Source organism: Streptomyces sp. NBC_00631, assembly GCF_045206895.1.
Classification (GTDB): domain Bacteria; phylum Actinomycetota; class Actinomycetes; order Streptomycetales; family Streptomycetaceae; genus Streptomyces.
The window spans coordinates 10,303,038-10,327,389 of sequence record NZ_CP107734.1 but is presented as its reverse complement, the minus strand read 5'-3'; the positions used below and the strand labels follow the sequence as shown (position 1 = coordinate 10,327,389).

22 protein-coding genes are annotated in these 24,352 nt (G+C 72.8%); 8 read left to right on the top strand and 14 right to left on the bottom strand.

Features of this window, described 5'->3' with window-relative positions; genetic code table 11:
- Positions 1-18: 18 nt before the first annotated feature.
- From OHB00_RS46560 to OHB00_RS46520, 9 genes are read right to left on the bottom strand one after another with little or no spacing between them, the layout of a single operon-like run.
- Complete coding sequence (locus OHB00_RS46560; protein WP_406444463.1) at positions 19-1,161, bottom strand: thiolase family protein; 1,143 nt, start codon at positions 1,159-1,161, stop codon at positions 19-21.
- Between the two features lie 38 nt (positions 1,162-1,199).
- Positions 1,200-2,309, bottom strand: a complete 1,110-nt coding sequence (locus OHB00_RS46555) for a CaiB/BaiF CoA transferase family protein (RefSeq protein WP_406444461.1) — start codon at positions 2,307-2,309, stop codon at positions 1,200-1,202.
- 2 nt (positions 2,310-2,311) lie between these two features.
- Positions 2,312-3,076, bottom strand: a complete 765-nt coding sequence (locus tag OHB00_RS46550; protein ID WP_406444459.1) for a crotonase/enoyl-CoA hydratase family protein — start codon at positions 3,074-3,076, stop codon at positions 2,312-2,314.
- Between the two features lie 2 nt (positions 3,077-3,078).
- The gene (locus OHB00_RS46545) at positions 3,079-4,335 is read right to left on the bottom strand and encodes a MaoC family dehydratase N-terminal domain-containing protein (protein ID WP_406444457.1); all 1,257 of its coding nucleotides are present in this window, start codon (positions 4,333-4,335) and stop codon (positions 3,079-3,081) included.
- Entirely contained in the window at positions 4,332-5,831 is a 1,500-nt protein-coding gene (locus OHB00_RS46540) for a class I adenylate-forming enzyme family protein (protein ID WP_406444455.1), read from the bottom strand. The genes OHB00_RS46545 and OHB00_RS46540 overlap by 4 nt, the downstream gene beginning before the upstream one ends.
- Positions 5,818-6,999, bottom strand: a complete 1,182-nt coding sequence (locus OHB00_RS46535; RefSeq protein ID WP_406446297.1) for an acyl-CoA dehydrogenase family protein — start codon at positions 6,997-6,999, stop codon at positions 5,818-5,820. The genes OHB00_RS46540 and OHB00_RS46535 overlap by 14 nt, the downstream gene beginning before the upstream one ends.
- Before the next feature lie 20 nt (positions 7,000-7,019).
- The gene (locus OHB00_RS46530) at positions 7,020-7,490 is read right to left on the bottom strand and encodes a VOC family protein (protein WP_406444453.1); all 471 of its coding nucleotides are present in this window, start codon (positions 7,488-7,490) and stop codon (positions 7,020-7,022) included.
- Between the two features lie 7 nt (positions 7,491-7,497).
- On the bottom strand, positions 7,498-8,700 hold the full coding sequence (locus OHB00_RS46525; protein WP_406444451.1) for a cytochrome P450: 1,203 nt from the start codon (positions 8,698-8,700) through the stop codon (positions 7,498-7,500).
- Positions 8,701-8,731: 31 nt separating this feature from the next.
- Complete coding sequence (locus OHB00_RS46520; protein WP_406444449.1) at positions 8,732-9,964, bottom strand: CaiB/BaiF CoA transferase family protein; 1,233 nt, start codon at positions 9,962-9,964, stop codon at positions 8,732-8,734.
- A gap of 102 nt (positions 9,965-10,066) precedes the next feature.
- On the opposite strand from OHB00_RS46520, the gene OHB00_RS46515 reads away from it, so the two are divergent.
- Both OHB00_RS46515 and OHB00_RS46510 read left to right on the top strand, forming a co-directional pair.
- A complete protein-coding gene (locus tag OHB00_RS46515; protein ID WP_406444447.1) occupies positions 10,067-11,386 on the top strand; it encodes an acyl-CoA dehydrogenase family protein in 1,320 nt (439 codons plus the stop codon).
- A complete protein-coding gene (locus tag OHB00_RS46510; protein WP_406444445.1) occupies positions 11,383-12,159 on the top strand; it encodes an SDR family NAD(P)-dependent oxidoreductase in 777 nt (258 codons plus the stop codon). Before OHB00_RS46515 ends, OHB00_RS46510 begins: the two co-directional genes overlap by 4 nt.
- Positions 12,160-12,258: 99 nt before the next feature.
- On the opposite strand, the gene OHB00_RS46505 is transcribed toward OHB00_RS46510, so the two are convergent.
- From OHB00_RS46505 to OHB00_RS46495, 3 genes are read right to left on the bottom strand one after another with little or no spacing between them, the layout of a single operon-like run.
- A complete protein-coding gene (locus OHB00_RS46505) occupies positions 12,259-13,284 on the bottom strand; it encodes a phosphotransferase family protein (protein WP_406444443.1) in 1,026 nt (341 codons plus the stop codon).
- Positions 13,281-14,801 carry a class I adenylate-forming enzyme family protein gene (locus tag OHB00_RS46500; protein ID WP_406444441.1) on the bottom strand — a complete coding sequence of 507 codons (1,521 nt, stop codon included), beginning with the start codon at positions 14,799-14,801 and terminating at the stop codon, positions 13,281-13,283. The genes OHB00_RS46505 and OHB00_RS46500 overlap by 4 nt, the downstream gene beginning before the upstream one ends.
- A gap of 16 nt (positions 14,802-14,817) precedes the next feature.
- Positions 14,818-15,129 (bottom strand): hypothetical protein, encoded by a 312-nt coding sequence (locus OHB00_RS46495; RefSeq protein WP_406444439.1) that lies wholly within the window; start codon positions 15,127-15,129, stop codon positions 14,818-14,820.
- Positions 15,130-15,231: 102 nt separating this feature from the next.
- Between OHB00_RS46495 and OHB00_RS46490 the strand changes: the two genes are divergently transcribed.
- Positions 15,232-16,005, top strand: a complete 774-nt coding sequence (locus tag OHB00_RS46490) for an enoyl-CoA hydratase/isomerase family protein (protein ID WP_406444437.1) — start codon at positions 15,232-15,234, stop codon at positions 16,003-16,005.
- A gap of 73 nt (positions 16,006-16,078) precedes the next feature.
- On the top strand, positions 16,079-17,113 hold the full coding sequence (locus OHB00_RS46485) for an LLM class flavin-dependent oxidoreductase (RefSeq protein ID WP_406444435.1): 1,035 nt from the start codon (positions 16,079-16,081) through the stop codon (positions 17,111-17,113).
- Between the two features lie 95 nt (positions 17,114-17,208).
- On the opposite strand, the gene OHB00_RS46480 is transcribed toward OHB00_RS46485, so the two are convergent.
- Positions 17,209-18,468 carry an amidohydrolase family protein gene (locus OHB00_RS46480; protein ID WP_406444433.1) on the bottom strand — a complete coding sequence of 420 codons (1,260 nt, stop codon included), beginning with the start codon at positions 18,466-18,468 and terminating at the stop codon, positions 17,209-17,211.
- 266 nt (positions 18,469-18,734) lie between these two features.
- Between OHB00_RS46480 and OHB00_RS46475 the strand changes: the two genes are divergently transcribed.
- Positions 18,735-20,213 (top strand): aldehyde dehydrogenase family protein, encoded by a 1,479-nt coding sequence (locus tag OHB00_RS46475; RefSeq protein ID WP_406444431.1) that lies wholly within the window; start codon positions 18,735-18,737, stop codon positions 20,211-20,213.
- Between the two features lie 151 nt (positions 20,214-20,364).
- Here OHB00_RS46475 and OHB00_RS46470 read toward each other — a convergent pair whose 3' ends face one another.
- Positions 20,365-21,537 (bottom strand): thiolase family protein, encoded by a 1,173-nt coding sequence (locus OHB00_RS46470; RefSeq protein ID WP_406444429.1) that lies wholly within the window; start codon positions 21,535-21,537, stop codon positions 20,365-20,367.
- A gap of 98 nt (positions 21,538-21,635) precedes the next feature.
- On the opposite strand from OHB00_RS46470, the gene OHB00_RS46465 reads away from it, so the two are divergent.
- From OHB00_RS46465 to OHB00_RS46455, 3 genes are read left to right on the top strand one after another with little or no spacing between them, the layout of a single operon-like run.
- On the top strand, positions 21,636-22,760 hold the full coding sequence (locus tag OHB00_RS46465) for an acyl-CoA dehydrogenase family protein (RefSeq protein WP_406444427.1): 1,125 nt from the start codon (positions 21,636-21,638) through the stop codon (positions 22,758-22,760).
- Positions 22,761-22,783: 23 nt separating this feature from the next.
- Positions 22,784-23,548, top strand: a complete 765-nt coding sequence (locus OHB00_RS46460; protein ID WP_406444425.1) for an SDR family NAD(P)-dependent oxidoreductase — start codon at positions 22,784-22,786, stop codon at positions 23,546-23,548.
- A gap of 9 nt (positions 23,549-23,557) precedes the next feature.
- On the top strand, positions 23,558-24,316 hold the full coding sequence (locus OHB00_RS46455) for an SDR family NAD(P)-dependent oxidoreductase (protein ID WP_406444423.1): 759 nt from the start codon (positions 23,558-23,560) through the stop codon (positions 24,314-24,316).
- Positions 24,317-24,352: the final 36 nt, after the last annotated feature.

Below are 24,352 nucleotides of genomic sequence, written 5' to 3'. Positions count from 1 at the left end.
GCTCCGTCTTCCCCGCCGTCACAGCAGCTCGACGATGGTGGCGTTCGCGGTGCCGCCGCCCTCGCACATGGTCTGGAGGCCGTAGCGGAGGCTCTCGTGCCGCATCCGGGCCAGCAGCCGGGTCATCAGGATGGCGCCGGAGCCGCCCAGCGGGTGGCCGACGGCGATCGCGCCGCCGAGCGGGTTGAGCCGCCCGGGGTCGGCGCCGGTCTCGGCGAGCCACGCCAGCGGCACCGGCGCGAACGCCTCGTTGACCTCGTACACGCCGATGTCGGCGAGGGAGAGTCCGGAGCGGCGCAGTACCTTCTCGGTGGCCGGGATCGGGCCGAGCAGCATGGTGATCGGGTCCGCTCCGCTGACCGCTCCGGTGTGGTAGCGGGCGATCGGGGTGAGGCCGAGCTCGCGGGCCCGTCCGGGGGTGGTGATGAGCAGGGCCGCCGCGCCGTCGGAGATCTGCGAGGAGTTCCCGGCGTGGATCACGCCGTCCTCCTTGAACGACGGCTTGAGCCGGGCCAGCGTCTCGACCGAGGTGCCGCGGCGCAGCCCCTCGTCCGTGGTGAACTTGGTGCCGTCGGCCTCCACCGGCACGAGGTGGTCGTCGAAGACGCCCGCGTCGATCGCCGCGGCGGCCTTCGCATGGGACTCGGAGGCGAACTCGTCCAGCCTGGTGCGGGTCAGTCCCCAGCGTTCGGCGATGAGTTCGGCGCCGATGCCCTGGCTGAACTCGAAGCCGTCGTAGCGGGCGAGGACCGCGGGGCCGTACGGCATGCCCGAGGTGCGGTGCGAGCCCAGCGGCACCCGGGTCATGGTCTCGACGCCGCCCGCGACCACCAGGTCGTACTGGCCGGACATGACGGCGTGCGCGGCCTGGTCGACCGCCTGCTGGCTGGAGCCGCAGGCCCGGTTGACGGTGACGGCGGGGACGTGTTCGGGCCAGCCGGCGGCGAGGACCGCGAACCGGCCGACGTTGCTGGACTGGTCGCCGACCTGGGTGACGCACCCCCAGACCACGTCGTCCACCGTGCCCGGGTCGATTCCGGTGCGCTCGGCCAGGGCGGTCAGCACCTTCGCGGACAGGTCCGCCGCGTGCACCGGTGCCAGCGAGCCGTTGCGCTTGCCGATCGGGGTCCGTACGGCGTCGACGATGACGGCCTCTCGCATGGGAACTCCTTCTTCAGGTCGTCGCGGGTACCGGAAGGTCATTGCGGGTGGCGGACGCCCCAGTCCCGGAACACCGCCCGGGTGTCGGCGCCGACGGCCGCGGCGGTGCGGCCGGGGCGGGACGGGGTCGCCGAGAAGCGGGGAGCGGCGGCCGGCTGGACCACGCCGTCGCGGGTGAACAGGCTCGCGCGCGCGGCCAGATGGGGATGCGCAGCCGCCTCGGTGAGGCTCAGCACCGGCGCCACGCAGGCGTCGGTGCCTTCGAACAGCCGCGCCCACTCGTCGCGGGTGCGCTCGGCGAACCGCTCGGTCAGCAGCCGGCGCAGCTCGGGCCAGGTCGACCGGTCGTGCTGGCGGTCCGGGTCCACGTCCAGGCCGAGCAGCCCGACCAGGGTGCGGTAGAACTTGCGCTCCAGCGCGCCGACGGCCACATGACGGCCGTCCTTGGTCTCGTACACGGCGTAGAAGGGCCAGCCGCCGTCGAACCGGTTGACGCCCCGCTCGTCACGCCACTCGTCGCGGGCCAGCTTGGCGAAGGTGCTGGCGAGCAGGTGGGCGGTGCCGTCGACGACGGCCGCGTCGACGACCTGGCCCACGCCGGTGCGCCCGACGGCGTGCAGTGCGGCCAGCACCCCGATCACGAGGTAGCAGCCGCCGCCCCCGAAGTCGCCGACGAGGTTCAGCGGGATCCGCGGCGGGCCGCCCGCCTCCCCGATGGCGCCGAGCGCGCCGGTCAGCGCGATGTAGGTGATGTCATGTCCCGCCGCTGCGGCGAGCGGCCCGTCCTGGCCCCAGCCGGTCATCCGGCCGTAGACGAGGCGGGGGTTGCGGGCCAGGCACGCGTGGGGTCCGATGCCGAGACGTTCGGTGACGCCGGGCCGGAATCCCTCGATCAGCGCGTCCGCGCGCTCGACGAGCCGGAGCAGGGCGTCGACGCCGGCCGGTTCCTTCAGGTCGAGGACGACGGACCGCTTCCCCCGGTCGAGGACGTCCGCCGGTCCGCCCGCGTCCGGTTCGTCCCGGCGGCCGGGCCGGTCCACGCGGACCACCTCCGCACCGAGGTCGGCCAGCAGCATCCCGGCGAACGGCCCCGGCCCGATCCCGCCGAGCTCGACGATCCGGCAGCCGGCGAGCGGTCCCGCCGCCATCGTCAGCGGCCCTTCCACTGCGGCGGCCGTTTCTCCGCGAACGCGGCCGCTCCTTCACGGGCGTCCTCGGACCGGAAGACCGGCTCGGCGATGTCGAACTGCCTGCCCCACGCCTCCTCCAGGCTCCAGTCGGCGGTCGAGCGGGCGATCAGTTTGGTCGCCGCGACCGCCAGCGGCCCGTTGGCGGCGACGGTCCCGGCCAGCGCGAGGGCGCCGTCGAGCGCGCCGCCCTCGTCGGTGAGCCGGTTGACCAGGCCGTACGCGGCGGCCCGTTCGGCGTCGACTGGCCGGCCGGTCAGCAGCAGTTCCAGGGCGATGGCGTACGGGATGCGGCGCGGCAGGTGCAGTGCGGCGCCCGCGCGGGCCACCAGCGACCGGGTCACCTCGGGCACGCCGAGCCGTGCGGTGCGGGCGGCGACGACCAGGTCGCAGGCCAGCAGCAGCTCGAAGCCGCCGGCCAGCGCCCAGCCCTCGACGGCGGCGATCAGCGGCTTGCGCGGCGGGGTCATGCTGATCCCGCACAGGCCGCGGCCCTCGATCGCCGGTGTCTCCCCGTGCAGCCACGCCTTGAGGTCCATGCCCGCCGAGAACGTGCCGCCCGCGCCGGTGAGCACGCCGACGCGCAGCTCGTCCGACTCGTCGAGTTCGTCCACGGCGGCCGCGACCCCGGCGGCCACCCTCGCGTCCAGCGCGTTCTTCACCGCAGGGCGGTTGATCGTGATCACCTGGACCGCGCCACGGCGTTCCACCAGAACCTCGTCGGACACTCCTACCTCCTCGGATGCTCGCCGGGAACGGCGAATTGGGCCAGTTCATGGGCGACCATGCCGTCCAGGTCCGCCGCGGGCGGCGCGGGGAGTTCGACGGCACGGTCACGGGTGGGCAGCAGGACGACGGCCGTGCCGGGCGTGGTGACCTCGCCCCGCTGGTTCTCGCACCGCACCTCGATGTGCACCTCGGCCCGGCCGGCGACCCGTCGTTTGTCGACGACCGTGCCGCGCACCCAGGTGGTGTCGCCGAGGTAGTTGAACCTGCGGTGCTCGCAGCGCAGTTTCCACAGCCAGCCGTCGTCGCCGGTCCAGTCGGTGAGCAGATGGCACAGCCAGGTCTCGCGCATGCCGCCGTAGTCGTAGGGGCCGGGCAGGCCCAGTTCCCGGGCCCGCTCCGGTTCCCAGTGCAGTCGCTGCACGGTGTCCGGGACGTTCAGCGGGTTGGGCGGGAAGAGGCCTGGTGCCTTGCGCCGGACCTTGGCGGCGATCCCGAACGCGCCCGGCGGGGTGAGCTGCATGCCCCAGCCCAGGTGCCAGACGACGACGTCCGTGGTGGTGAGCGGCCCCTTCACCCGGGGCTGGAGCTCCTCGCCGATCTCGACGTCCTCCCAGTGGCGGGGCCGGGCCCCGCGCCGGGTCTCGGCCGCGTAGGCCGCGTCGATCGCGGCCAGCTCCTCGGCGGTGTAGGGCTGCTGGACGAGCTGTTCCTTGGCACGCTTCTTCGAGGTGTGCCGTTCGGCGTTGATCCAGGTGCCCCGGCGCAGGGCGTGCAGCGCGCCGCGCCCGTCGGTGTAGAGGTAGTCGCGGACGACGTGGGCGGTGCGCCCGCCGAAGCTGCTGGGCTTCACGCGCACGCCGACCTGGGTCTGCAGCACCCGGCAGCGGTCGCCGAGCCGCAGCGGGCGCCACCACTCGAACTCCATCACCGCCTGGTAGGAGCCGAGTCCGGCGAACGGGTCGCCCCTGAGGAGCGCCCTGGTCCCGGCGTCGGGCGGCGGGGCGGCGTCCTCGCCCATCGTGTACAGGAAGGTGGGCGGTGCGAGCAGCGAGCCCCAGTGGGTGCCGGCCGCGTACTCCGGGTCGCAGTACAGGGGGTTGTCGTCGCCGTAGCCGTAGGCGAAGTGGCGTGCGGCGTCCCAGGTGACCTCGTAGTTGTGCGGGGGGTTGCGCTGCGGCTGGGGGATGCCGAGGCGGCGCCGGGAGCGCTCGACGGCCTCGTCGGTCAGGACGCCGAAGCGTTCCTCGGTTCCGGTCATCGCCGCTCCTCCTCCATTCCGAGCCGGGCGCGGACCAGGCCCAGCAGTTCCACCCGGCTCACCTTGCTCGACGGGGTCCGGGGCAGTGCGTCGAGGACGACGATGTGCGCCGGCACCTCGTACGGGGTGAGCCGGCCGCGGCACAGGGCGGCCAGTTCGGCGGGGTCCGGGGCGGCCCGGTCCGGCTCGGCCTCGACCGCCGCGACCGGCACTTCCCCGAGCCGCGCGTCGGGCAGCCCGGCCACGGCCGCCTCCCGTACGGCCGGGTGGCTCTCCAGGACGCGCCGGACCGTCTCCGGCTGCACCTTGAAGCCGCCGCGGATGATCGCGTCGTCGGCACGTCCCTCGATCCAGACGAACCGGTCGGCGTCGATCCGGGCCAGGTCGCTGGTGCGCACCCAGGCCCCGCCGCCCCGGGTGCTCTGCTCGGTACGGACCTCCAGCCGGCCCGTCCTGCCGACGGGCAGCTCGGTGCCGTCCTCGCCGGTCACCCTCAGCTCGACGCCGTCGAAGGCGCGTCCGGCGCTGCCCGCCTTGCGCGGCCACCACCGCTGGTGCAACGTCAGCGTCCAGCCGGCCACCGCCCCGGCGAACTCGGTCGCCCCGTACGTCATCAGGACGGGGACGCCGTACGCGCGGAAGAACGCGTCGGCGAGTTCGGCCGGGCAGGGCGCGGTGCCGGAGGTGACGACCTGGAGGCTCGCCAGCCGCTCCTGCGGGACCTTCGCGTCGAGCACGGCGCGGATCGCCGCCGGCACCAGGCTCGCCGCCCGCAGCCGGTGCCGCTCCACCGCGTCCGCCCAGGGCTCGACGGCGAACCTGGGCATCAGCAGCATGCGGCGCCCGGTCGCCAGGCAGGCCAGGGCCCGCCACAGTCCGCCGATGTGCACCAGCGGGCTGGCCACCAGCGCGGCGGACGCGGACAGCAGGCGCTCGGGCTTCGGGGTCTGCCCGCCGGAGACGAGCGCCTGGTCGAGCTGGCCGATGCGCAGGTGGACGCGTTTCGGGGGGCCGGTGGTGCCGGAGGTGAGCATCTCCACGGCGACGCCGGGGTTGGCCGGCGCGGCGGTCGGGACCGTACCGGCCACGAGCCGCAGCGAGCCGTCCGTGCCCAGTTCCAGGGCCGCCCCGTGCTCGGTCACCGCCTCCAGGACGCCGTCGCGGGCCAGGGGTTCGCCGCCGGAGACGACCACGGGCGGGGCGCAGCGGTCGATGTCGGCCGCGAGCCGCACGCCGGGCTGCAAGGGGCTCAGCATCACCAGGCAGCGCCCGGAGGCGATCACCGCGGCCACGGCGGCGACGTGCTCGGGCCGGTTCTCCAGGACGACACCGACACGGGCTCCGGCCGGCAGGCCCGCCGCGTCCAGCGCGTCGACGACGCCGCGTGCGGTCCGCCGCACCTGTCCCCAGGTCCACCACCGGCCGTCGTACTCGATCGCCTCGGCGTCGTCGGCGGCTTCGGCGAGCAGCCGGGACAGGCGGTCACGGATTCCCACGCGTGCGGCCTTTCGTCGCGGTGGGCGCGGAGATCCCGACCAGGTCGGCCAGCCGCCTGCGGTGGGCCGCCGGGCTGCCGAGGAGCTGTTCGGACGACTTCGCGCGCCTGAGGTAGAGGTGTGCGTCGTGCTCCCACGTGCAGCCGATGCCGCCGTGGATCTGGATGTTCTCCTTGGCCGCGTGGGTGAAGGCCTCCGCGGAGCAGACGGCGGCGAGCGCGGCGGCCACCGGCAGCCCGGCCGGTCCTCCGGCCGCCACCGACAGCGCGTGGTACACCGCCGACCGGGCCGCCTCGACCTTCACCAGCATGTCGGCGCACTTGTGCTTGACCGCCTGGAACGACCCGATGGGGCGGCCGAACTGCACCCGCACCTTCGCGTACGCCACCGCGGCGTCCAGGCAGGCCTGCGCCCCGCCGACCTGCTCGGCGGCCAGTGCGACGGCGGCGAGCTCGGTCACCGTGCGCAGGTACGCGGTGGCGTCCCCCTGCGGACCGACCCGCAGCGCCGGGGCGCCGTCGAGGTCGATCCGCGCCAGCCGGCGCGTCGGGTCCAGGGTCTCCAGGGGGGTGCGGGTCACTCCGGGAGCGGTGCCGTCCACGGCGAACAGGCCGGGGCCGGTGTCCGTACGGGCCACGACGAGGATCAGGTCGGCGCTGTGGCCGTCGACGACGAACATCTTCGTGCCGGACACCCGCGGGCCGGCGTCGCCCGGCACCGCCTCGGTCGTCACGTCCTCGACGTGGCAGGACCCGCTCTCCTCGGCCAGTGCCAGCGTCCCGGTCAGCGAGCCGTCGGCGATCGCCGGCAGCCAGCGGGCCTTCGCCGGGTGGTCGCCGGAGGCCGCGAGGGCCTGGCCGGCGAGGGCGACGGTGGCGAAGTACGGCGAGGGCAGCAGGGTCCGGCCGAGTTCCTCCAGGACGATTCCCAGCTCGACGGGGCCGCCGCCGAAGCCGCCGTACCTCTCGGGCAGCGCGATGCCGTGCAGGCCGAGTCCGGCCGCCATCTCCCGCCGGAGCAGGGGGTCGTGGCCTTCTTCGGACTCCATCACGCGGCGTGTCGCCTCGCCCGGCGCCTTCTGGGCGAGGAAGCGGCGCAGCGTGGAGCGGAGTGCCTCGTGCTCCTCGGTGCGGGCCGCAGGCGTGGGCCCGGTGTCCGGCGCCGCCACGTCGGCTGTCGTCCCGGCGGTCACCGGGGGGTCCTCGACCGCAGGTAGGCGGCGAAGTCCGGGATCCGGGCGCGGTCCACGATCTCGATCCGCACGCCGGACGGCGCCAGGTGGTAGGCGAAGACCGACGGGGTGCCGTCGGTCACCGCGCAGGCCTCCAGGGCGAACCCCTGCTCGGCCAGCCGTCTCGACGTCGTCGCCAGGTCGTCGCAGAAGTAGCCGAGGTGGTGGGCGGCGGTGTGCGCGGCCGCTGTCCACGGTGTGCCGGGGATCTCCTGGACGAGTTCGATGTGCGGGGCGTCCAGGGAGTAGGCGTAGCGCAGGTCCAGTTCGCGGTCGCCGTCCGCCAGGCGGACCGGCAGGTGCGCGGACATGGTCTCGGTCCACCGGTATCCGGCGGCCTCGCTCATCCGGGACTTCCACGCGTCGACGTCGTCGACCACGATCCCGGTGTGGTAGAGGTCCGCCGCTGTCAGGGGATGGGTCGTCACCTGCGCCTCACCACTCCAGCCGGAGCGACTTGATGCCGTACATGTTGCCGTGCTGCCACAGCTCCTGGCCGGGCGCGATCCGGTAGTCGGGGATGCGCCGGTGCCACTCCTCGACCGCCACGGTGAGTTCGAGGCGGGCGAGGTGCGAGCCGAGGCAGCGGTGCGGGCCGGAGCCGAACGCGATGTGGTTGGTGGCCGCGCGGTGCAGGTCCACTTCGCTCGGGTGGTGGTAGCGGCCGGGGTCGCGGTTGGTGACGGCGAGCGGGAGCATCACCATCTCGCCCTTCTTGACCGGGCAGCCGCCGATCTCGACGTCCTTGGTCGCCTTGCGGGCGGGGACGACGAACGAGTACACCCGCAGGATCTCCTCGACTCCGGTGGGGATGAGCGAGGGGTCGGCGAGGATCTCCGCGCGCTGCCCCGGGTGCGTGGCGAAGTGGTACAGCGCCCAGCCGATCGAGATCGGCACGGTGTCGAAGCCCGCCTGGAACATCAGGACGCAGAAGGCGTGCAGGTCGCGGTCGCCGATCGGTTCGCCGTCGACGGTCCAGGTCATGGCGTGCGAGAGCAGGTCGTCGCGGGGCGTGCCGCGGCGCTGGGCGATCTGTTCCTCGAAGTACGCCGACACCTGCCGCATGGCGGCCAGTTGACGCGCGCCGTCGGGGTCCTCGGCGTGGGAGAGGTGCAGCAGTTCCCTGGTCCACGCCAGGAAGGTGGGCAGATCGTCCTCCGGCAGGCCCATCAGACGCATGAAGACGAGGGTGGGGAAACGGCGCGCGAACGCGTCCAGCACCTCGGCGCCGCCCTGCCCGCCGAGCGCGTCGATCAGCTCCGCCGCGACCCGGCGGACCTCGGGCTCACGGGCGGCCACGGTGCCCGGGGAGAAGTAGCGGCCGAGCAGGCGCCGCCACACGCTGTGCACGGGCGGGTCCAGCATCTCGGGGATCCACAGGAACTTCGGGTCCGGTTCGAGCGCGGTCACCGAACTGCTGGAGAAGGTCCGCCAGTCCTGCAGCGCCTGCTGCACGGCCGGACCGTCGGTGACGACCCAGAAGCCGCGGGCGACAGTGCTGCGGAACCCGGCGTGACTCCCGGCCATCTCGTCCCAGCGCTCCTGGTGGCTGAGGACCGGGCCGCCGAGCCGGTTGTCGAAGTGGTAGGCGGGCGTGCCGTCGTACGTCCCGTCGGTCTCGTCGGGCGTCGTCCTCATCACGGCTCCTCACGTCGCACGTCCGTGCCGGTCACGTCGCGGCGCCGTCGATCTTCAGCGCGATGAGCTCGTCGTCCCCGAGGCCGAGCGAGCGCAGCACCTCGTCGGTGTGCTCCGCGAACTGGGGTGCCCGGGTGAGGCCGACCGGTGTCTCGTCGAACTGGACCGGGCTGGCGACCAGTTCGCGGTCGACGCCGTCGGCGTCCACGACGGGGGCGATGAGACCGTTGGCGCGCAGGGCGGGGTCCTGGCCGACCTCCCAGGCGTCCTGCACGGCGGCCCACTGGCCCTCGCCACGGGAGAGGATCTCGACCCACTCGGCGTGGGGGCGCGAGGCGATGAGGCGGGCGACGAGGTCGGCGGCCTCGGCCGCGTTGGCCATCAGTTTCTCGGTGCTGTCGAAGCGTTCGTCGCCGCTCAGCTCCTCGCGCCCGGCGAGCTTGCAGAACTCGGCCCAGTAGCGGCCGGGTTGCAGCATCGACAGTTCGATCCAGCGGCCGTCGGAGGTGCGGTAGGCGCCGATGAGCGGGTTGGTCGCCGAGCCGTGCCGGGGCGGGGTCCGCGCCGGGAGGGGGCCGCCGGTCATCAACGCGAGGTTGACGGTGAACTGGGTCGCCCAGGCGCCGACACCGATCAACGAGACGTCCACGACGGACGGTTCGCCGGTGGTGGCCCGGGAGTACAGGGCGGCGGCGATGCCTCCGGCGATGGTCATGCCGCCCATCGAGTCGCCGTACGCCCCGGCCGGCATGCGGGTCATCCGGTCGGCGCCGGGCGGGGTGACACCGGCGGCGCTGCCGCCGCGCGCCCAGAAGGCCGTGCTGTCGTAGCCGCCCTTTCCGGCTTCCTCGCCGCGGGTGCCGAAGCCGCTGCCCCGGACGTAGATGATGCCGGGGTTGACCGCCCGGACGTCCTCGACGTCGATGCGCAGCTTCGCCCGCGCCTCGGGCAGGAAGTTGGTGAGGAAAACGTCGCTGGTGCGGATCAGTTCCTCCAGCACGGGCCGCGCCGACGGCTTCTCCAGGGCGAGGCCGACGCTGCGCTTGCCGCGGTTGGGACCCTCCATGATCGGGAAGAACGACGAACCCCTGCTGGCCGCCTCGTAGCCGAGCACCCGGACCAGTCCACGCTGGGCGTCGCCCCGTTCGGCATGCTCGATCTTGATCACGTCGGCGCCCCAGTCGGCCAGCACGGCGCCGGCCGCCGGGACGAAGGTGAACTGCGCGACTTCGAGCACCCGCACGCCTTCCATCGGCCTCTGCATCAGATCAACTCCTCTGCGCCTCATCGCTATTGCGCATACCCAATGCGCCTCCTGCGCTCCCGAGTATGGACCGAGGGCGCTAAAAAGTATACTGTTTTCGGCATGCTGGATTTCACGATCGAACCTGACTTCCAGGCCCGGCTGGACTGGGCGGCGGCCTTCGTGCGCGAGGAGGTCGAGCCGCTGGACCTCCTCTTCCCGCACGGCGGCGACCCCTACGACACCCGGAACGAGAAGGCCCGCGCGATCCTGCGCCCGCTGCAGGAGCAGGTCCGGGAGCACGGGCTGTGGGCCTGTCACCTGGGCCCCGAACTCGGCGGCCCGGGCTACGGCCAGGTGAAGCTCGCCCTGCTCAACGAGATCCTCGGGCGCTCCTACTGGGCGCCGACCGTCTTCGGCACCGCCGCCCCGGACACCGGGAACGCCGAGATCCTGGCGATGTTCGGCACCGACGAGCAGAAGGACCGCTATCTGCGGCCCCTGCTCGACGGCGAGATCGTCTCCACGTTCTCGATGACGGAGCCGCAGGCGGGCGCCGACCCCAAGGAGTTCGCCTGCCGCGCCTGGCGCGACGGGGAGGAGTGGGTGATCGACGGCGAGAAGTGGTTCTCCTCCAACGCCCGGTACGCGGCCTTCCTGATCGTCATGGCCGTCACCGACCCGGACGCCCCGCCGCACCGGCGCATGTCGATGTTCGTCGTGCCGGCCGAGACACCCGGCATCGAGATCAAACGCAACGTCGGCACGATGGACGAGCGCGAGAGCCTCGACGAGGGCATCCACGCCTACATCCGCTACCACCGGGTCCGCGTCCCGCTCGACGCCATGCTCGGCGGCCCCGGCGAGGGCTTCGAGGTGGCCCAGGCCCGCCTCGGCGGCGGTCGCGTGCATCATGCGATGCGTACGGTGGGCAAGTGCGCCCGCGCCTTCGACATGATGTGCGAGCGGGCGCTGTCCCGCCGTACCCAGGGCACCCTGCTCGCCGAGAAGCAGGCGGTGCAGCAGTTCGTCGCGGACTCGTGGGTGGAGCTGCAGCAGTTCCGGCTGCTCGTGCTGCACACCGCCTGGATCATCGACACCCAGCCGCACGGCGCCGCCCGCACCCAGATCGCCATGTGCAAGGTGCAGACGGCGAAGGTGCTGCACGACATCGTCCAGCGGGCGGTGCATCTGCACGGCTCGCTCGGCACCACGGGCGAACTCCCGCTCGCCAAGTGGTGGATGGCCGCGCCGAACCTCGCCCTCGCCGACGGTCCGACCGAGGTGCACCGCACCACGATCGCCAAGCAGCTGCTCAGGAAGTACACGCCGGCCGAGGGCCTGTTCCCGAGCGAGCACATCCCGCCGAGGCTGGAGGCGGCCCGCAAGCGGTACGCGCACATCATCGGCGACGACAGCCTCAGCGGCCGGGTGAACGGATGAGCGGCGAGCGGGACGCCAAGTCCATCGCCCCGGCCGACCTGTTCGACCTGTCCGGCAAGGTCGCGCTGGTCACCGGCGGCAGCCGGGGTCTGGGCCGGGAGATGGTGCGGGCCTTCGCCACCGCGGGTGCCGACGTGGTGATCGCCAGCCGCAAGCCCGACGCGTGCGAGACGGTCGCGGCGGAGGTCCGCGGCCTGGGCCGGCGAGCCCTGCCGGTCGCCGCGCACGTGGGTCACTGGGACGACCTGGCCCGCCTCGCGGACACCGCGTACGAGGAGTTCGGCCGGGTCGACGTCCTCGTCAACAACGCGGGGATGTCCCCGGTGGCGCCCTCCTCGGCGGAGACCAGCGAGGAGCTGTTCGACAAAGTGATAGGCGTGAACTTCAAGGGGCCGTTCCGGCTGGCCTCGCTGATCGGCCGTCGGATGGCGGAGGGCGAGGGAGGCTCGATCATCAACGTGTCTTCCTCCGGGGCGCTGTTCCCACAGCCGCGGTTCGGCCCGTACGCCGGCGCGAAGGCCGCGCTGAATGCGCTGACCTCGGTGTTCGCCCTGGAGTACGGCCCGAGGGTGCGGGTGAACACGATCTCGGCGGGGCCGTTTCTGACGGACATCTCCAAGGCGTGGCCGGAGGAGAAGAGACAGAGCGCGCGCAGCGCGGCAGGCAGGCCGGGGCGGCCGGAGGAGATCATCAGCACGGCGCTGTATCTGGCGAGCGATGCGTCCAGTTACACGACGGGGTCACTGATACGGGTGGACGGCGGGTTGTACTGAGAAGTGCGGGTGCGTGGGGGTTGCTCGCGCAGTTCCCCGCGCCCCCTTGGGTGCGCGGGGAACTGCGCGGCCCGCCCCCGCGCACCCGCGGCCGACGAACTACCGCAGCAGCTCGGCCGCCTCCCCCAGCAGCACCGGCAGCGCCGGCTCCATCCGCCGATGCATGTCGCTCAACCGCCCCGCCTTCCGGCCCCGCTTGATCAGCAGCGCGGTCGCCGCGGCCTCCTTGTACTTGGTCAGCGCCTCGAACCACGTCATGTCACGCAGCTCCTGACCGCGAGCCTCCTGGTACGCGTCGATCAGCTCGGCCTTCCCCGGCATGCCGGTCGGCTCGGCCGACAGGGACGCCGGATGGCGGGCCTCGTCCGTGAAGAACGTCAGCCAGGTGATGTCGACCCGGGGGTCGCCGAGCGACCAGATCTCCCAGTCGATGACCGCGTTGACCGCGCCGGCGTCGCACAGGGTGTTGCCGAGCCGGTAGTCGCCGTGTGTGAACACCGGCATCATCGCGGCGGGCACGGTGGCACGCAGCCGTGCCTCGACCGCCTCGCAACCGGCCCGCAGATCCTCCGGCACGGTGGTGAAGGCCCTGGCCCAGCGGCCGATCTCGGCGCCGGGCGTGACGACCGGCTCCACGGCCAGCGGCGTGCGCCTGGGGTCCGCACGGTGCAGGTGGGCCAGCATCCGGGCGGCGTCGAGCGCACGGGCCCGCACCTGCCCGGCGGGGACGGTGCCGCGGGGCACGAGCACCGGCTCCACGCACTCGCCGGCCACGAACTCCATGGCGACGAAGGGCTGGACGGCCGTCGGCGCGCCCTCGTCGCAGAACAGCACCTTCGGCACCCGTACGCCGGGCACGCCGGCCAGCACTCGCATGAGCCGCGCCTGGCGCAGCACGTCCCGGTTGCGGACCGGTGCCAGGCCGGGCGGGGCCACCTTGAGGACGACGCGCTCGTACTCGGCGGGGACCCCCGCCAGCGTCGCCGCGTAGGTGAGGCTCGACGTGCCGCCGGCCAGTGGTTCGACCGACTCCACCGTCGCGCCGGGCGTCCAGCCGCGCACCGCTGCGGCCGCCCGGCGCGTCAGCTCCGCCGTCAGATCGGCGCTGTCGGCCACGACGCTCATGCCCTCGCCTCCGTCCGGTCGCCGCTGGTCAGCGCCGCGACGATGTCGCGGCGGATCAGCTTGCCGGTCGGGGTGCGGGGCAGCTCGCGCCAGCGCGTGATGCGCTCCGGTGTCCTGGAGCCGCGCAACGTGCCCCGCACCAGCGCCCGCAGGGCGTCCGTGTCGGCCATCGCGCCGTCGCGCAGCACCACCACCGCCTCGATCCGCTGACCCCACTCCTCGTCGGGGACGCCGACGACGACGGCGTCGAGCACCTCCGGATGGCTCAGCAGGACGTCCTCGATCTCGGCCGGCGCGATGTTCTCGGCACCGCGGATGATCGTGTCGTCGGCCCTTCCCTCGATGTGGAGATAGCCGTCGCCGTCGAGACGGCCCCGGTCACGGGTGTGGAAGAAACCCCGCTCGTCGACCGTGGAGCCGTGTCCCGCGTACTCCCCCGACACCTGCTCACCGCGCACCCAGACCTGGCCGGTCTCGCCGGGGGCCGCCGGTGCGCCCGACGCGGCGCGGACCTCCAGTTCGACGCCCGGCACGGGCAGCCCCGCCGAGCCGAGCCGGGCCCGCACCGCGGGGTCGTCGCTCGCCAGGGCCGTGCGGTGCTCACGCGGGCCGAGGACGGTGATGGTGGAGGAGGTCTCCGTGAGCCCGTAGGCGTTCACGAAGTCCACGTGCGGCCAGGCGCGCAGGGCGGTCTCGACGACCCGGACCGGCATCCGGGCGCCGCCGTAGGCGAGGGAGCGCAGTGAGGGCACCGACCGGTCGAGCCCGTCGGTGTCCATGATGCGGGCCAGCATGGTGGGCACCACCATCGCGTGGGTGATCCGCTGCTCGCGTACGAGGCCGAGCCAGCCGTCCGGGGTGAACTGCTCCAGGGTCATGGCCCGGCGCCCCGCGTACAGGTTCGTCAGCACGTTCGACACGGCGGCGATGTGGTACGGCGGGACGCTCACCAGAGCCGCCTCGTCGGGGCCGGCTCCGGCGAACTCCACCGTGCCGAGCACGTACGACACCAGGTTGTGGTGGCGCAGCACCACGCCCTTCGGCGCGGCGGTCGTGCCGCTGGTGTAGATGAGGACGGCCGGGGAGCCGGGCGGGTCCTGGTCGCTGCCGTCGGCGGCGGAGAGTCCGGCGCGCTCGGCGGCCTGGGCGAGCCACTCGCCGGGGCCGCACACCGGCAGTCCGGCGCGCCGCAGCGCCGCCCCGTGTGCGGGGTCGGCGACGGCCAGCGCGCGGGGGTGGTGGGCGAGCAGGGCCTTGAGCTGTACGTCGCCCAGACGGTAGTTGACCGGCACCAGGGGGACGCCGGCGCGGGCGGCGGCGAACAGGGCGACCGGCAGGGCCGGACCGTTCACCGCGAGGTACACGAGCGCGTCGGCGTCGGCCGCGCGGATCAACCGCGCGCCCCCGTGGGCCAGTTGCCGGAGCCGTTCGGCGGTCAGCCCGTCGTCCGCGCGTCCGGCCACGACCCGCTCGCCGAAGCCCTCGGCGGCCATGTCCAGCAGCATCGATATGTTCACGGCCCGGCCCTGCCCCTCAGTCCGAGGCCGGGAGCGGCTTGGCGGCCTTCATCGGCAGCGGGGCGCCGTTGACCGCCAGAGTGCCGGAGCCCGGCTTGGTGCACAGGAGTTCCACACCGAGGTCGTCGTCCGCGTACCGCTTGCCGAGCAGTGAACCGCCCATCAGGGCGGGATCGGCGGTGCCTGCCGGGGCGGAGCCCGGGCCGTTCCCCTCGGCCATGGCGGCCCCGCCGCACGTGATCTCCAGGTCCTGGTCCGGGCACCGCACGACGATCACCGCCGTCGTGTCGACCGTACTGGCGAGCATCTGCCCCACGCGTGGCCTCATCGCAGCGTCCTCCGCGGCTCTCGGGGCGCCGATCGGGCGGCGCCGAGTAACCAGAGAAAAGTATACTACTTTCCTCGATCGCGTCGAGAACGGAGCTGTCGGATGGAACTTGAGACCGTCCTCTTCGAGGTGACCGGCCACGTCGCCACGGTCACCCTGAACCGACCCGAGGTGATGAACGGCTTCAACCAGCGGATGCTGGAGGAGTTCGCCACCCTCTGGCACACCGTCAGGACCGATGACGACGTGCACGTGGTGGTGTTGCGCGGGGCGGGTGACCGGGCGTTCTGTACCGGCATGGACGTGAAGGAGGGGATCGACCGCCACCCCAACCCGTGGTCGCAGACCGACCCCGGCGAGTACCTCTCGCCGAAGCTGAACCAGGTGTGGAAACCGCTGGTCTGCGCGGTGCACGGGATGGCCGCCGGAGGCGCGTTCTACTGGCTCAACGAGGCCGACATCCTGATCTGTTCACAGGAGGCCACCTTCTTCGACCCGCATGTCAGCTACGGGCTCACAGCGGCCCTGGAGCCCATCGGGCTGGCCCGGCGCGTCCCTCTCGGCGAGGCGCTGCGGATCGCCCTGCTCGGCCTCGACGAGCGCGTGTCCGCGGCGCGCGCCCTGCAGATCGGCCTGGTCAGCGAGGTGCTTCCGCGAGCGGAACTGTGGGCCCGGGCCGACGAGATCGCCCGGCTCATCGCCGCCAAACCGCCGGCCGCCGTCCAGGGGACCGTCCGCGCGATCTGGGAGTCCCTGGACTCGACCCGTACCCAGGCGCTGCGCACCGGCCTGTCGTACACCCAGCTCGGGAACCCGATCGGGAAGGCCGGGATCGACCGCTCCGCGGTGCCGAGGGGACGGTGGACGCTGCGCTGACCCTTCCCGTCCGACTCTAGATGAGTGTACTTTTTTACTGAACGCGGGGTACGGTGCTCAACGGGAGGCTCTCATGCGGTTCGGTATGCCCTGGCCCGGCCGGGACGTCGGGCGGGAGGCCGAGCAGGCGGGTGTCCGCGCCTTCTGCGCCGGCGAGTTCGCCGACCACGACGCGTACCTCACCGTGGCGGACATCGTGGCGCACACCGAGCACGCCCTGGCGGGCCCCGCCATCGCCTACGCGTTCGCCCGCACCCCCTACGCGCATGCCACCGCGCTGCGCCAGCTGCACACCCAGGCGCCGGGCCGGCTCTTCGTCGGGCTGGGCAGCGGGGCGTTCCGGATCAACCGGGACTGGCTGGGGGTGCCCGCCGACCGCCCGGTGGACCGGATCGCCGAGACCGTCGGTGCCGTACGGGCCTGGCTGCACGCGGAGAACGGCGACCGGGTCCGGTACGCCGGCGAGTTCCACGCGCTCGACGCCGACGTCCGTGCCCCCGTGCTCGGCCGGCTGGACATCCCGGTCCTGCTGGCCGCGTTCAACACCCGGATGGCGGCCACCGCAGGCCGGGTCGCCGACGGCACCGTCGGGCACGGGCTGTTCACCGGCTCGTGGTGGAACGAGGTCGTACGGCCCGCGGTCGAGCGCGGCACGAGCGGGCGCGGCCCGGCCGCCCCGCGTCCGCTCGAACACGGCTGGATCATCACGGCGGTCGACGACTCCGCGCCCGAGCGCGCCCTCGCCGACGCCCGGCGCATGATCGCCTTCTACCTCACCGTCAGGACGTACGACCCGTTCGTCGCGCACCACGGCTGGGAGGAGCCCGTCGCCCGGCTGCGCGCCGCCTTCCGTTCCGGTGACACGGACGGCATGGCGCGGGCGGTGACCGACGAGATGCTCACCGCGATCGCCGTCTGCGGTACCACCGCCGACGCCAAGGACACCCTCGCCCGCCGGGCCGGCTCGCTCCCCCGCGACATCGGCTACTTCGCACCGCCGAGCTTCATGGTGAGCCGCGGCCGCCGGGCCGCGTACGCGCGGGCGAGCCTGGCACTGGTCGGCGCCGTGCCGGGCCCGGCCGCCGCCGAGCACGGCGACGCGGCCTGACCAGCGGACACCGACGCCGCATGCGCCGGGTTCGGCGACGCGTCCGCACCGAGGCGGGGGGCGGACGGCTTCTGCGCCCGGGCCGCCCGGGGCGGTCAGACGTCCTCGGCCACCGGGGCGAGCTTGCGGCTGCTGTCGAAGCCGACCACCTTGGCGAGGGTGCCGCCGAGGATGGCGGCACGGTCCTCGTCGCCCACTCCCTCGAAGTTCTCCGCGATGCACTCTTCGCTGCTGCGGAAGGTGCCCTCGGCATGCGGGTAGTCATTGCCCCACATCACCGTCGACAGCCCGGTGATGTGGCGGGCCTTGACGGCCGTCGGGTCGTCCGCGAACTGCACATGGATCTGACGCTGGACGTACTCGGTGGGCTTGAGCGGGTAGGGCCACCGGTCGTTGACGGCGAACAGCCGCCCCATGGCCGGCTGCTCCTTCGGACCACGGTTGTCGTCCCAGAAACCGAGCCACCAGTCAGGGTCCTGACCGGTGCCGGTCTTCCACGCCTTGTCCATGTAGCCCATGAAGGAGACCAGCCAGCCGGCCGTGTACTCGATCAGGTTGAAGTGCAGATCCGGGAAGCGCTCGCACACCCCGCCGCCGACCAGGCTGGCGATGATGCCCTGCGGACCGGCCACCGCCGAGCCGACCGCGCTGCCCATGGTGCGGCCCGCCACCATGTCGTCGGTCAGGTTGCCCCTGCCCATGTTCATCGCCGTCATCAGACCCCGGACGGTCAGCGCCGTCTCGGACACCTGCTCCTTGACCTTCACCCCGCCGGTGGCCACGTGGATGAACACCGGCAGCCCGTGCGCCTGCGCGGCCGCCCAGACCGGGTCGTACTCCCGCGCGTAGTACGGCAGCGGCGGGATCTCCGGGAGCAGCAGCGCACCTATCCCGAGCCGCGCGACCCGCTCGATCTCCGCGACCGCCTCGGGCACGTCCGTGAGCGGGATCGCCGCCGTCGGGCGCAGCCGGTCCTTGTACGGCAGGTACCGCTCGACCAGGTAGTCGTTCCACACCCGGGCGTGCGCCATGGACAGCTCGTGGTCGTCCGTGAAGAGGACGAACAGCGACAGGTTCGGGAACATCACCGAGGCGTCGACCCCGTCGACGTCCATGTCCCGGATGATGTGGTCCGGGTCGCCGTCCGGGGTCTCCCCGCCGGTCTGCCGGTACTTGGAGATGGTCCAGCCGTCGAACCCGATGGTGTGCAGCTTCTTGAACTCGGTGTGCCCGCCCTCGACGATCGGCTCGTCGAGAGTGAACTCCTCTTCCCACAGCGCGCGGTCGCGCAGCGCCTTCGGCAGCCGGGTCTTGAAGAGATCGACCGGCTCGATGATGTGGGAGTCGCCGGACACGACAAATTCCTTGAACACAGGCGGTACCTCTTTCGAACCTCGTCGTTCGTGGCAGAAATCCACCCCGCGGATGGTGCCGAAGTTACCTGTACCGACCGGTCCAGTCAACGATTCAGCATACGGAATGACCAGGCAGTCTCCGACTTCTGAAGTCTGACGACTAGCTGACAAAGGGATCACCCCGGAACCGTTTCCCCTGATGAGGCAATTCAGTACACTGAATAGATTCCTTGCGTAAGCAGTCAGCAGGCGACCAGGAGACGGACATGACGACGGCGTACTCGTTCTCTTCGCGGCTCTACATCGACGGGCGCCGCACCGACGGCCGGTCGGACACCTCGATCCCGGTCCGCAACCCCGCGACGGAGGAGACGATCGCCGAGGTGCCGGACACCTCACCGAAGGACGTGCACGAGGCCGTCGCGGCGGCCCGGCGCGCCTTCGACGAGGGTCCCTGGCCGCGCATGCGCCCCCGGGAGCGGTCCGCGGTGCTGCTGCGCATGGCCGACGAGATGGAGCGCAGGCTGCCCGAACTCGTCGCCCTCAACATGGCGGAGGCCGGCTCGGTCCGGGCCCTGGCCGAGACCCTGCAGACCCGGGTCCCGGTGACGCATCTGCGCGACATGGCCGAGCGGGTGGTACCGGCCTTCGCCTGGGAGCGCCCGATGGATCCGGCCGTCGCTCCGGGCATCGGCATCTCGCAGGGGGTGCTGCGGCGGGAGGCGTTCGGGGTGTGCGCGTTGATCTCCGCGTACAACTTCCCGTTCTTCCTGAGCATGATGAAGGTGATCCCGGCCCTCGCCGCGGGCTGCACCGCCGTGCTGAAGCCGGCTCCCGCCACCCCGCTGGAGTCGCTGCTGATCGGCGACTTCGCCGACGCGGCCGGGCTGCCCCCGGGGGTGCTCAACCTCGTGACCGGTGACGCTGAGGCCGGCCGGGCGCTCACCACCCACCCCATGGTGGACCTGGTCAGCTTCACCGGCTCCGACACGGTCGGCCGCCTCGTCTACACCCAGGCCGCCGCGTCCCTGAAGAAGGTCGTCCTCGAACTCGGCGGCAAGTCGGCCACGGTCGTCCGGGCCGACGGCGACCTCGACGGCGCGGTGCGCTCCGCCCTGTCCGGCATCGTCACCCACGCCGGACAGGGCTGTTCCCTGCTGACCCGCACGCTGGTGCACGAGTCCGTCCACGACGACCTGGTCGCCCGGCTGACCGCGGCCCTGGCCGAGGTCAGGGTCGGCGACCCCGCCGATCCGGCCACCACCATGGGCCCGCTGATCAGCGCGGCCCAGCGGGACAAGGTGGAGAAACTGATCCAGGTCGGCGAGAAGGAGGGCGCACGGCTGGTCCACGGCGGCCGGCGCCCGGCCGGTCTCGACCGGGGCTACTTCGTGGAGCCCACCCTCTTCACCGGCGTCGGCAACCACATGACCATCGCACGCACCGAGTTCTTCGGCCCGGTCGGTGTCGTCATCCCGTTCCGCAACGACGAGGAGGCGGTACGGATCGCGAACGACAGCCCGTACGGCCTCGCCGGCGCCGTCTGGAGCGCCGACACCGCGGCCGCGTACGAGATCGCGTCCCGCATCCGGACCGGTGGCGTCACGATCAACGGGGGCAGCGCCGGAGTGAACCCACGGGCCGCGTTCGGCGGGTACGGGCAGAGCGGCCTCGGCAGGGAATGGGGCGAGTTCGGGCTCGACGAGTACCTCCAGACCAAGACCGTCACCTGGGCCGCCCGCTGACAGGACGGCCCGGTGACAGGGGGACTCGGTGGCCCGGTGACCCGACGGCCAGGTGAACGGCTTTTCGACCGGCCGGCGGTGAAGGTGCCCGGCGGGTGGAAAGCCGGTCCGGGGATCCGTGCTCGCGCGCGGCGCGACCGCCAGGCAGGGGTCAGGCGGTCAGGATCAGGGCGGAGCCCATGCCGCCGCCCGCGCACATGGCCGCGAGGGCGGTGCCGCCGCCCCGTCGGCGCAGTTCGTGCGCCAGCGTCACGACCATGCGGGTTCCGGTGGTGGCGATCGGATGGCCGAGGCTGCAGCCGCTGCCGAACGGATTGACCCGCTCCGGGTCGAGGCCCAGCTGCCGGGTGGTGGCGACGGCCACGGCCGCGAAGGCCTCGTTGATCTCGAACAGGTCGACGTCGCCGATGCCCAGCCCGGCCCGGTCGAGAACCTTGCGGATCGCCGCGACCGGCGCGAGGCCCGTCTCGACGGGGTCGACGCCCACGCTGGCCCAGGCCCGGACGGTCGCGAGGGGGGTGAGACCGTGGCCGGCGGCCACGTCCGAACCGGCCACGACGACCGCGGCCGCACCGTCGTTGACGCCACTGGAGTTGCCGGCCGTGATGGAGAACCCCTCGATCTCCGGGTGCAGCACCTTCAGCGCGGCCAGCTTCCCGGCGCTGGTGTCACGGCGCGGATGTTCGTCGGTGTCGAAGACCGAGACCGCCCCGTCGCGCCCGGTCACCCGCACGGGCACGATCTCGTCGGCGAACCGTCCGTCGTCGATGGCCCGCACGGCCCGCTCGTGGGAGCGCAGCGCCCAGGCATCCATCTCCTCGCGGGTGAGCCCGGCGAGCCGGGCGGTGTTCCAGCCGACGAGGACCGCCATGTCGTCGTTGGGCGCGTCGGGCGTCGGCGCATGGGTCGGCGCCATCCAGGGATCCTGCCAGTCGTCGGTGCCCGGCGTCCGCCGCCGGCCCACCGGCGCCGTGGAGGACGAATGCGTCCCGCCGGCGACCACGGCACGATCCATGCCGGCCCGCACGCCCGCGGCGGCGGTCGCCACGCTCGCCAGTCCGGAGGCGCAGTGACGGTTGTGCGCGAGGCCCGGGACATGTGTCAGACCGGCCTGGAGCGCCGCGTAACGGGCGATGTCCCCGCCGCCGGCCAGGGACTCGCCGAGCACGACGTCGTCGATCGCCTCGGGCGGCAGTCCGCTGCGCCGGGCGGCCTCGCCGACGACGACGGTGGCGAGCCGGAAGGCGTCGGTGTCCCGCAGGGCGCCCCGGCGGGCGGTTCCGATGGCGGTGCGGCAGGCGGAGAGTATGACGGCATCAACCATGGAATTCAGAGTACTCAAATAGGCCCATGGTCGACAGATCTGCTGCGAACTCCCCTCCGGATCTCGACCGTTCAGATAAAAGAGGATACCTTGAGTGCGTGGACTTCGAGCTCAGTGAAGAGCAGGACATGCTCCGCGAGGCCTCCCGCGGCCTGCTGGCCGAGCGGGCTCCGATCGACCGGGTACGGGCCTGGGCGGAGGGCGACGAGGACGTCGATCCCGAGGTGTGGCGGCTGACGGCCGCCCTCGGCTGGCCCGGTCTGGGGCTGCCCGAGGAGTACGGAGGCTCCGGCCAGGGGCTGGTGGAACTGGCGATCGTGGCCGAGGAGTTGGGACGTGCGCTCGGGCGGGGGCCGGTCATGCCCACCGCGGTCGTCGGCCGGGCGGTGGCCGCGACAGGCACACCCGCGGTGCGGGCCGAGGTGCTGTCCGCGCTCGTCGCGGGGGCGGGCTGGGCCACCTGGGCCTTCGCCGAACCTCGGGCCCCGTGGTCCCTCGACGGCGTGCGCGCCACGGCCCGCGCCGAGGCGGACGGGTTCGTTCTCGACGGGGTGAAGACCGCGGTGCAGGATGCGGGCGGCGCCCGCTGGCTGCTCGTCACCGCACGCGAGGACGGTGTGCCCGCGTCCTTCCTCGTCGACCGTACGGCCCCCGGTGTCACCGTCCGCCGGCAGCAGGTCCTGGACCTGACCCGGGCGTTCTACGAGATCCGGTTCGAGAACGTGCGGCTGCCGGGGGAACGCCGTCTCACCGCCGGCCCCGCCGAGATCGAGCGGCTGCTCGACGAGGCGTCGGTGCTGCGCTGCGCGGACGCGCTCGGCGTGATGGCACGCATGCTGGAGCTCACGGTCGAACACACCACGTACCGCGTGCAGTTCGGGCGTCCCATCGGCAGCTTCCAGGCGGTCAAGCACGCGTGCGCCGACATGGCGCTGCTGGTGCACGGTGCCCGAGCCGCCACCGCCTACGCGGCGATGACGGCCGACGCGGGCGCCGAGGACGCCACCCGGGCGGCCTGTGCCGCCGCCTCGTACGTGGCGGCCGGCGCCGGCCAGGTCGCGGCCCGGGCCCTTCAGCTGCACGGAGGCCTCGGTTTCACCTGGGAGCACGACCTCCACCTCCACCTGCGCCGGGCCAGAGCGGACAGCGTGCTGTACGGCGACGCCGCCGTACACCGGGACCGGCTGTGCACCCTGCTGCGCGGGGCTTCCGCAGCCGCCTGAGCGGACGATCCGAAAGGTTCCCCATGGAGATCAAGGGAAAGAAGGCGGTGGTGTTCGGCGGTGCCTCCGGCATGGGCCGGGCCACCGCCGAACTCCTCGCGGCCCGCGGCGCCGACGTCGCCGTACTGGACCGCGCGGCGTCGGCGGGCGGCGCGGTCGCCGCCGCGCTCGGCGCCTGCTTCCACCCTGTGGACGTGACCGACTTCGCGGCGGCCGAGACCGCCCTGGAGGCGGCCGTACAGACCCTGGGCGGTCTGCACGTGTCGGTCACCACGGCGGGCGGCGGCAGTGTGCGCCGTACGCTCGGCAAGGACGGTCCGCACGACCTGGACACCTTCCGCCGGATCCTCGACCTGAACACGGTCGCCACCTTCAACATCAGCCGGCTGGCCGCCGTGCACATGAGCCGCAACGAGCCCGAAGAGCCAGACGGCGAGCGGGGGGTCATCGTCAACACGTCGTCCATCGCCGCCTTCGAGGGGCAGATCGGTCAGGTCGCCTACTCGGCCGCCAAGGCCGCGATCGCCGGCATGAGCCTGACCATGGCCCGCGACCTCGGCTCCCTCGGCATCCGTGTCGTCGCCATCGCGCCCAGCCTGTTCGAGACCGGCGCCACCGAGAAGATCCCCGCCGAGACCCGGGCCGCGCTGGTCAAGGACGCCGCGTTCCCACGCCGGCTGGGCCGGCCCGAGGAGTACGCCAGGCTCGCGCTGGCGGTCGTCGACAACCCGATGCTGAACGGCCAGTGCCTGCGCCTCGACGCGGGCCAGCGCTTCGGACCGAAGTGAGGTTCGCACATGCCGGACAACACAGAGCACCAGGGCAGGATCGCCCTCGTCACCGGCGGCGGCCGGGGTTTCGGCAAGGCGTTCGGCGAGGCGCTGTCGGCCCGCGGCGCGCATGTCGTCCTCGCCGACATCGACGGCGACGCGGCGGCCGAGGCGGCGGCGGAACTCACCGCGAAGGGCCGGGGAGCCACCGCGGTCGCCTGTGACGTGGCCGACGAGGAGCAGGTCGGGGCCGTGCTGCGCGAGATCGCCGACCGCCACGGCGGGCTCGACCTCCTGGTCAACAACGCCGGTCTGCACGCGGCCTACAACAGGCCGTTCACCGAACTGGGCCTGGCGGCGGTACGCCGGGTGCTCGACGTCAACGTCATGGGCACCATCATCTGCACCATGGCCGCCCGCGACGCCATGAAGGACCGCGAGGGGGCCTGTGTCGTCAACATCTCCTCGTCCGCGGCCTACGCGAACCGCAGCATCTACGGCGTCTCCAAGCTCGCCGTACGCGGCCTGACGATGTCCTTCGCGCGGGAGTTCGCTGGCGACGGCATCCGGGTCAACGCCATCGCGCCGGGCCTGATCTTCACCGATGCGGTACGCGAACAGCTCTCCCCCGCCGAGGCGGAGCGGGTCCTCGGGGAGCAGATCCTGCACAGGCAGGGGCAGGAGCGGGACATCGTCGAGGCGCTGCTGTATCTGGTCTCGTCGAAGGCGTCCTTCGTCACCGGCGAGACCCTGCGGGTGACGGGCGGGTTCGCGCTCTCCGTCTGAGCGGACGGCTGTGGCCGTGACCTCGTCGAGGTCACG

What these genes read in the sequence shown, in the direction of transcription:
- OHB00_RS46560 (WP_406444463.1), bottom strand. Translation starts at nt 1,161, where the DNA reads ATGCGAGAGGCCGTCATCGTCGACGCCGTACGGACCCCGATCGGCAAG.
- OHB00_RS46555 (WP_406444461.1), bottom strand. Translation starts at nt 2,309, where the DNA reads ATGGCGGCGGGACCGCTCGCCGGCTGCCGGATCGTCGAGCTCGGCGGG.
- OHB00_RS46545 (WP_406444457.1), bottom strand. Translation starts at nt 4,335, where the DNA reads ATGACCGGAACCGAGGAACGCTTCGGCGTCCTGACCGACGAGGCCGTC.
- OHB00_RS46525 (WP_406444451.1), bottom strand. Translation starts at nt 8,700, where the DNA reads ATGAGGACGACGCCCGACGAGACCGACGGGACGTACGACGGCACGCCC.
- OHB00_RS46520 (WP_406444449.1), bottom strand. Translation starts at nt 9,964, where the DNA reads ATGCAGAGGCCGATGGAAGGCGTGCGGGTGCTCGAAGTCGCGCAGTTC.
- OHB00_RS46515 (WP_406444447.1), top strand. Translation starts at nt 10,067, where the DNA reads ATGCTGGATTTCACGATCGAACCTGACTTCCAGGCCCGGCTGGACTGG.
- OHB00_RS46510 (WP_406444445.1), top strand. Translation starts at nt 11,383, where the DNA reads ATGAGCGGCGAGCGGGACGCCAAGTCCATCGCCCCGGCCGACCTGTTC.
- OHB00_RS46505 (WP_406444443.1), bottom strand. Translation starts at nt 13,284, where the DNA reads ATGAGCGTCGTGGCCGACAGCGCCGATCTGACGGCGGAGCTGACGCGC.
- OHB00_RS46495 (WP_406444439.1), bottom strand. Translation starts at nt 15,129, where the DNA reads ATGAGGCCACGCGTGGGGCAGATGCTCGCCAGTACGGTCGACACGACG.
- OHB00_RS46490 (WP_406444437.1), top strand. Translation starts at nt 15,232, where the DNA reads ATGGAACTTGAGACCGTCCTCTTCGAGGTGACCGGCCACGTCGCCACG.
- OHB00_RS46485 (WP_406444435.1), top strand. Translation starts at nt 16,079, where the DNA reads ATGCGGTTCGGTATGCCCTGGCCCGGCCGGGACGTCGGGCGGGAGGCC.
- OHB00_RS46475 (WP_406444431.1), top strand. Translation starts at nt 18,735, where the DNA reads ATGACGACGGCGTACTCGTTCTCTTCGCGGCTCTACATCGACGGGCGC.
- OHB00_RS46470 (WP_406444429.1), bottom strand. Translation starts at nt 21,537, where the DNA reads ATGGTTGATGCCGTCATACTCTCCGCCTGCCGCACCGCCATCGGAACC.
- OHB00_RS46460 (WP_406444425.1), top strand. Translation starts at nt 22,784, where the DNA reads ATGGAGATCAAGGGAAAGAAGGCGGTGGTGTTCGGCGGTGCCTCCGGC.
- OHB00_RS46455 (WP_406444423.1), top strand. Translation starts at nt 23,558, where the DNA reads ATGCCGGACAACACAGAGCACCAGGGCAGGATCGCCCTCGTCACCGGC.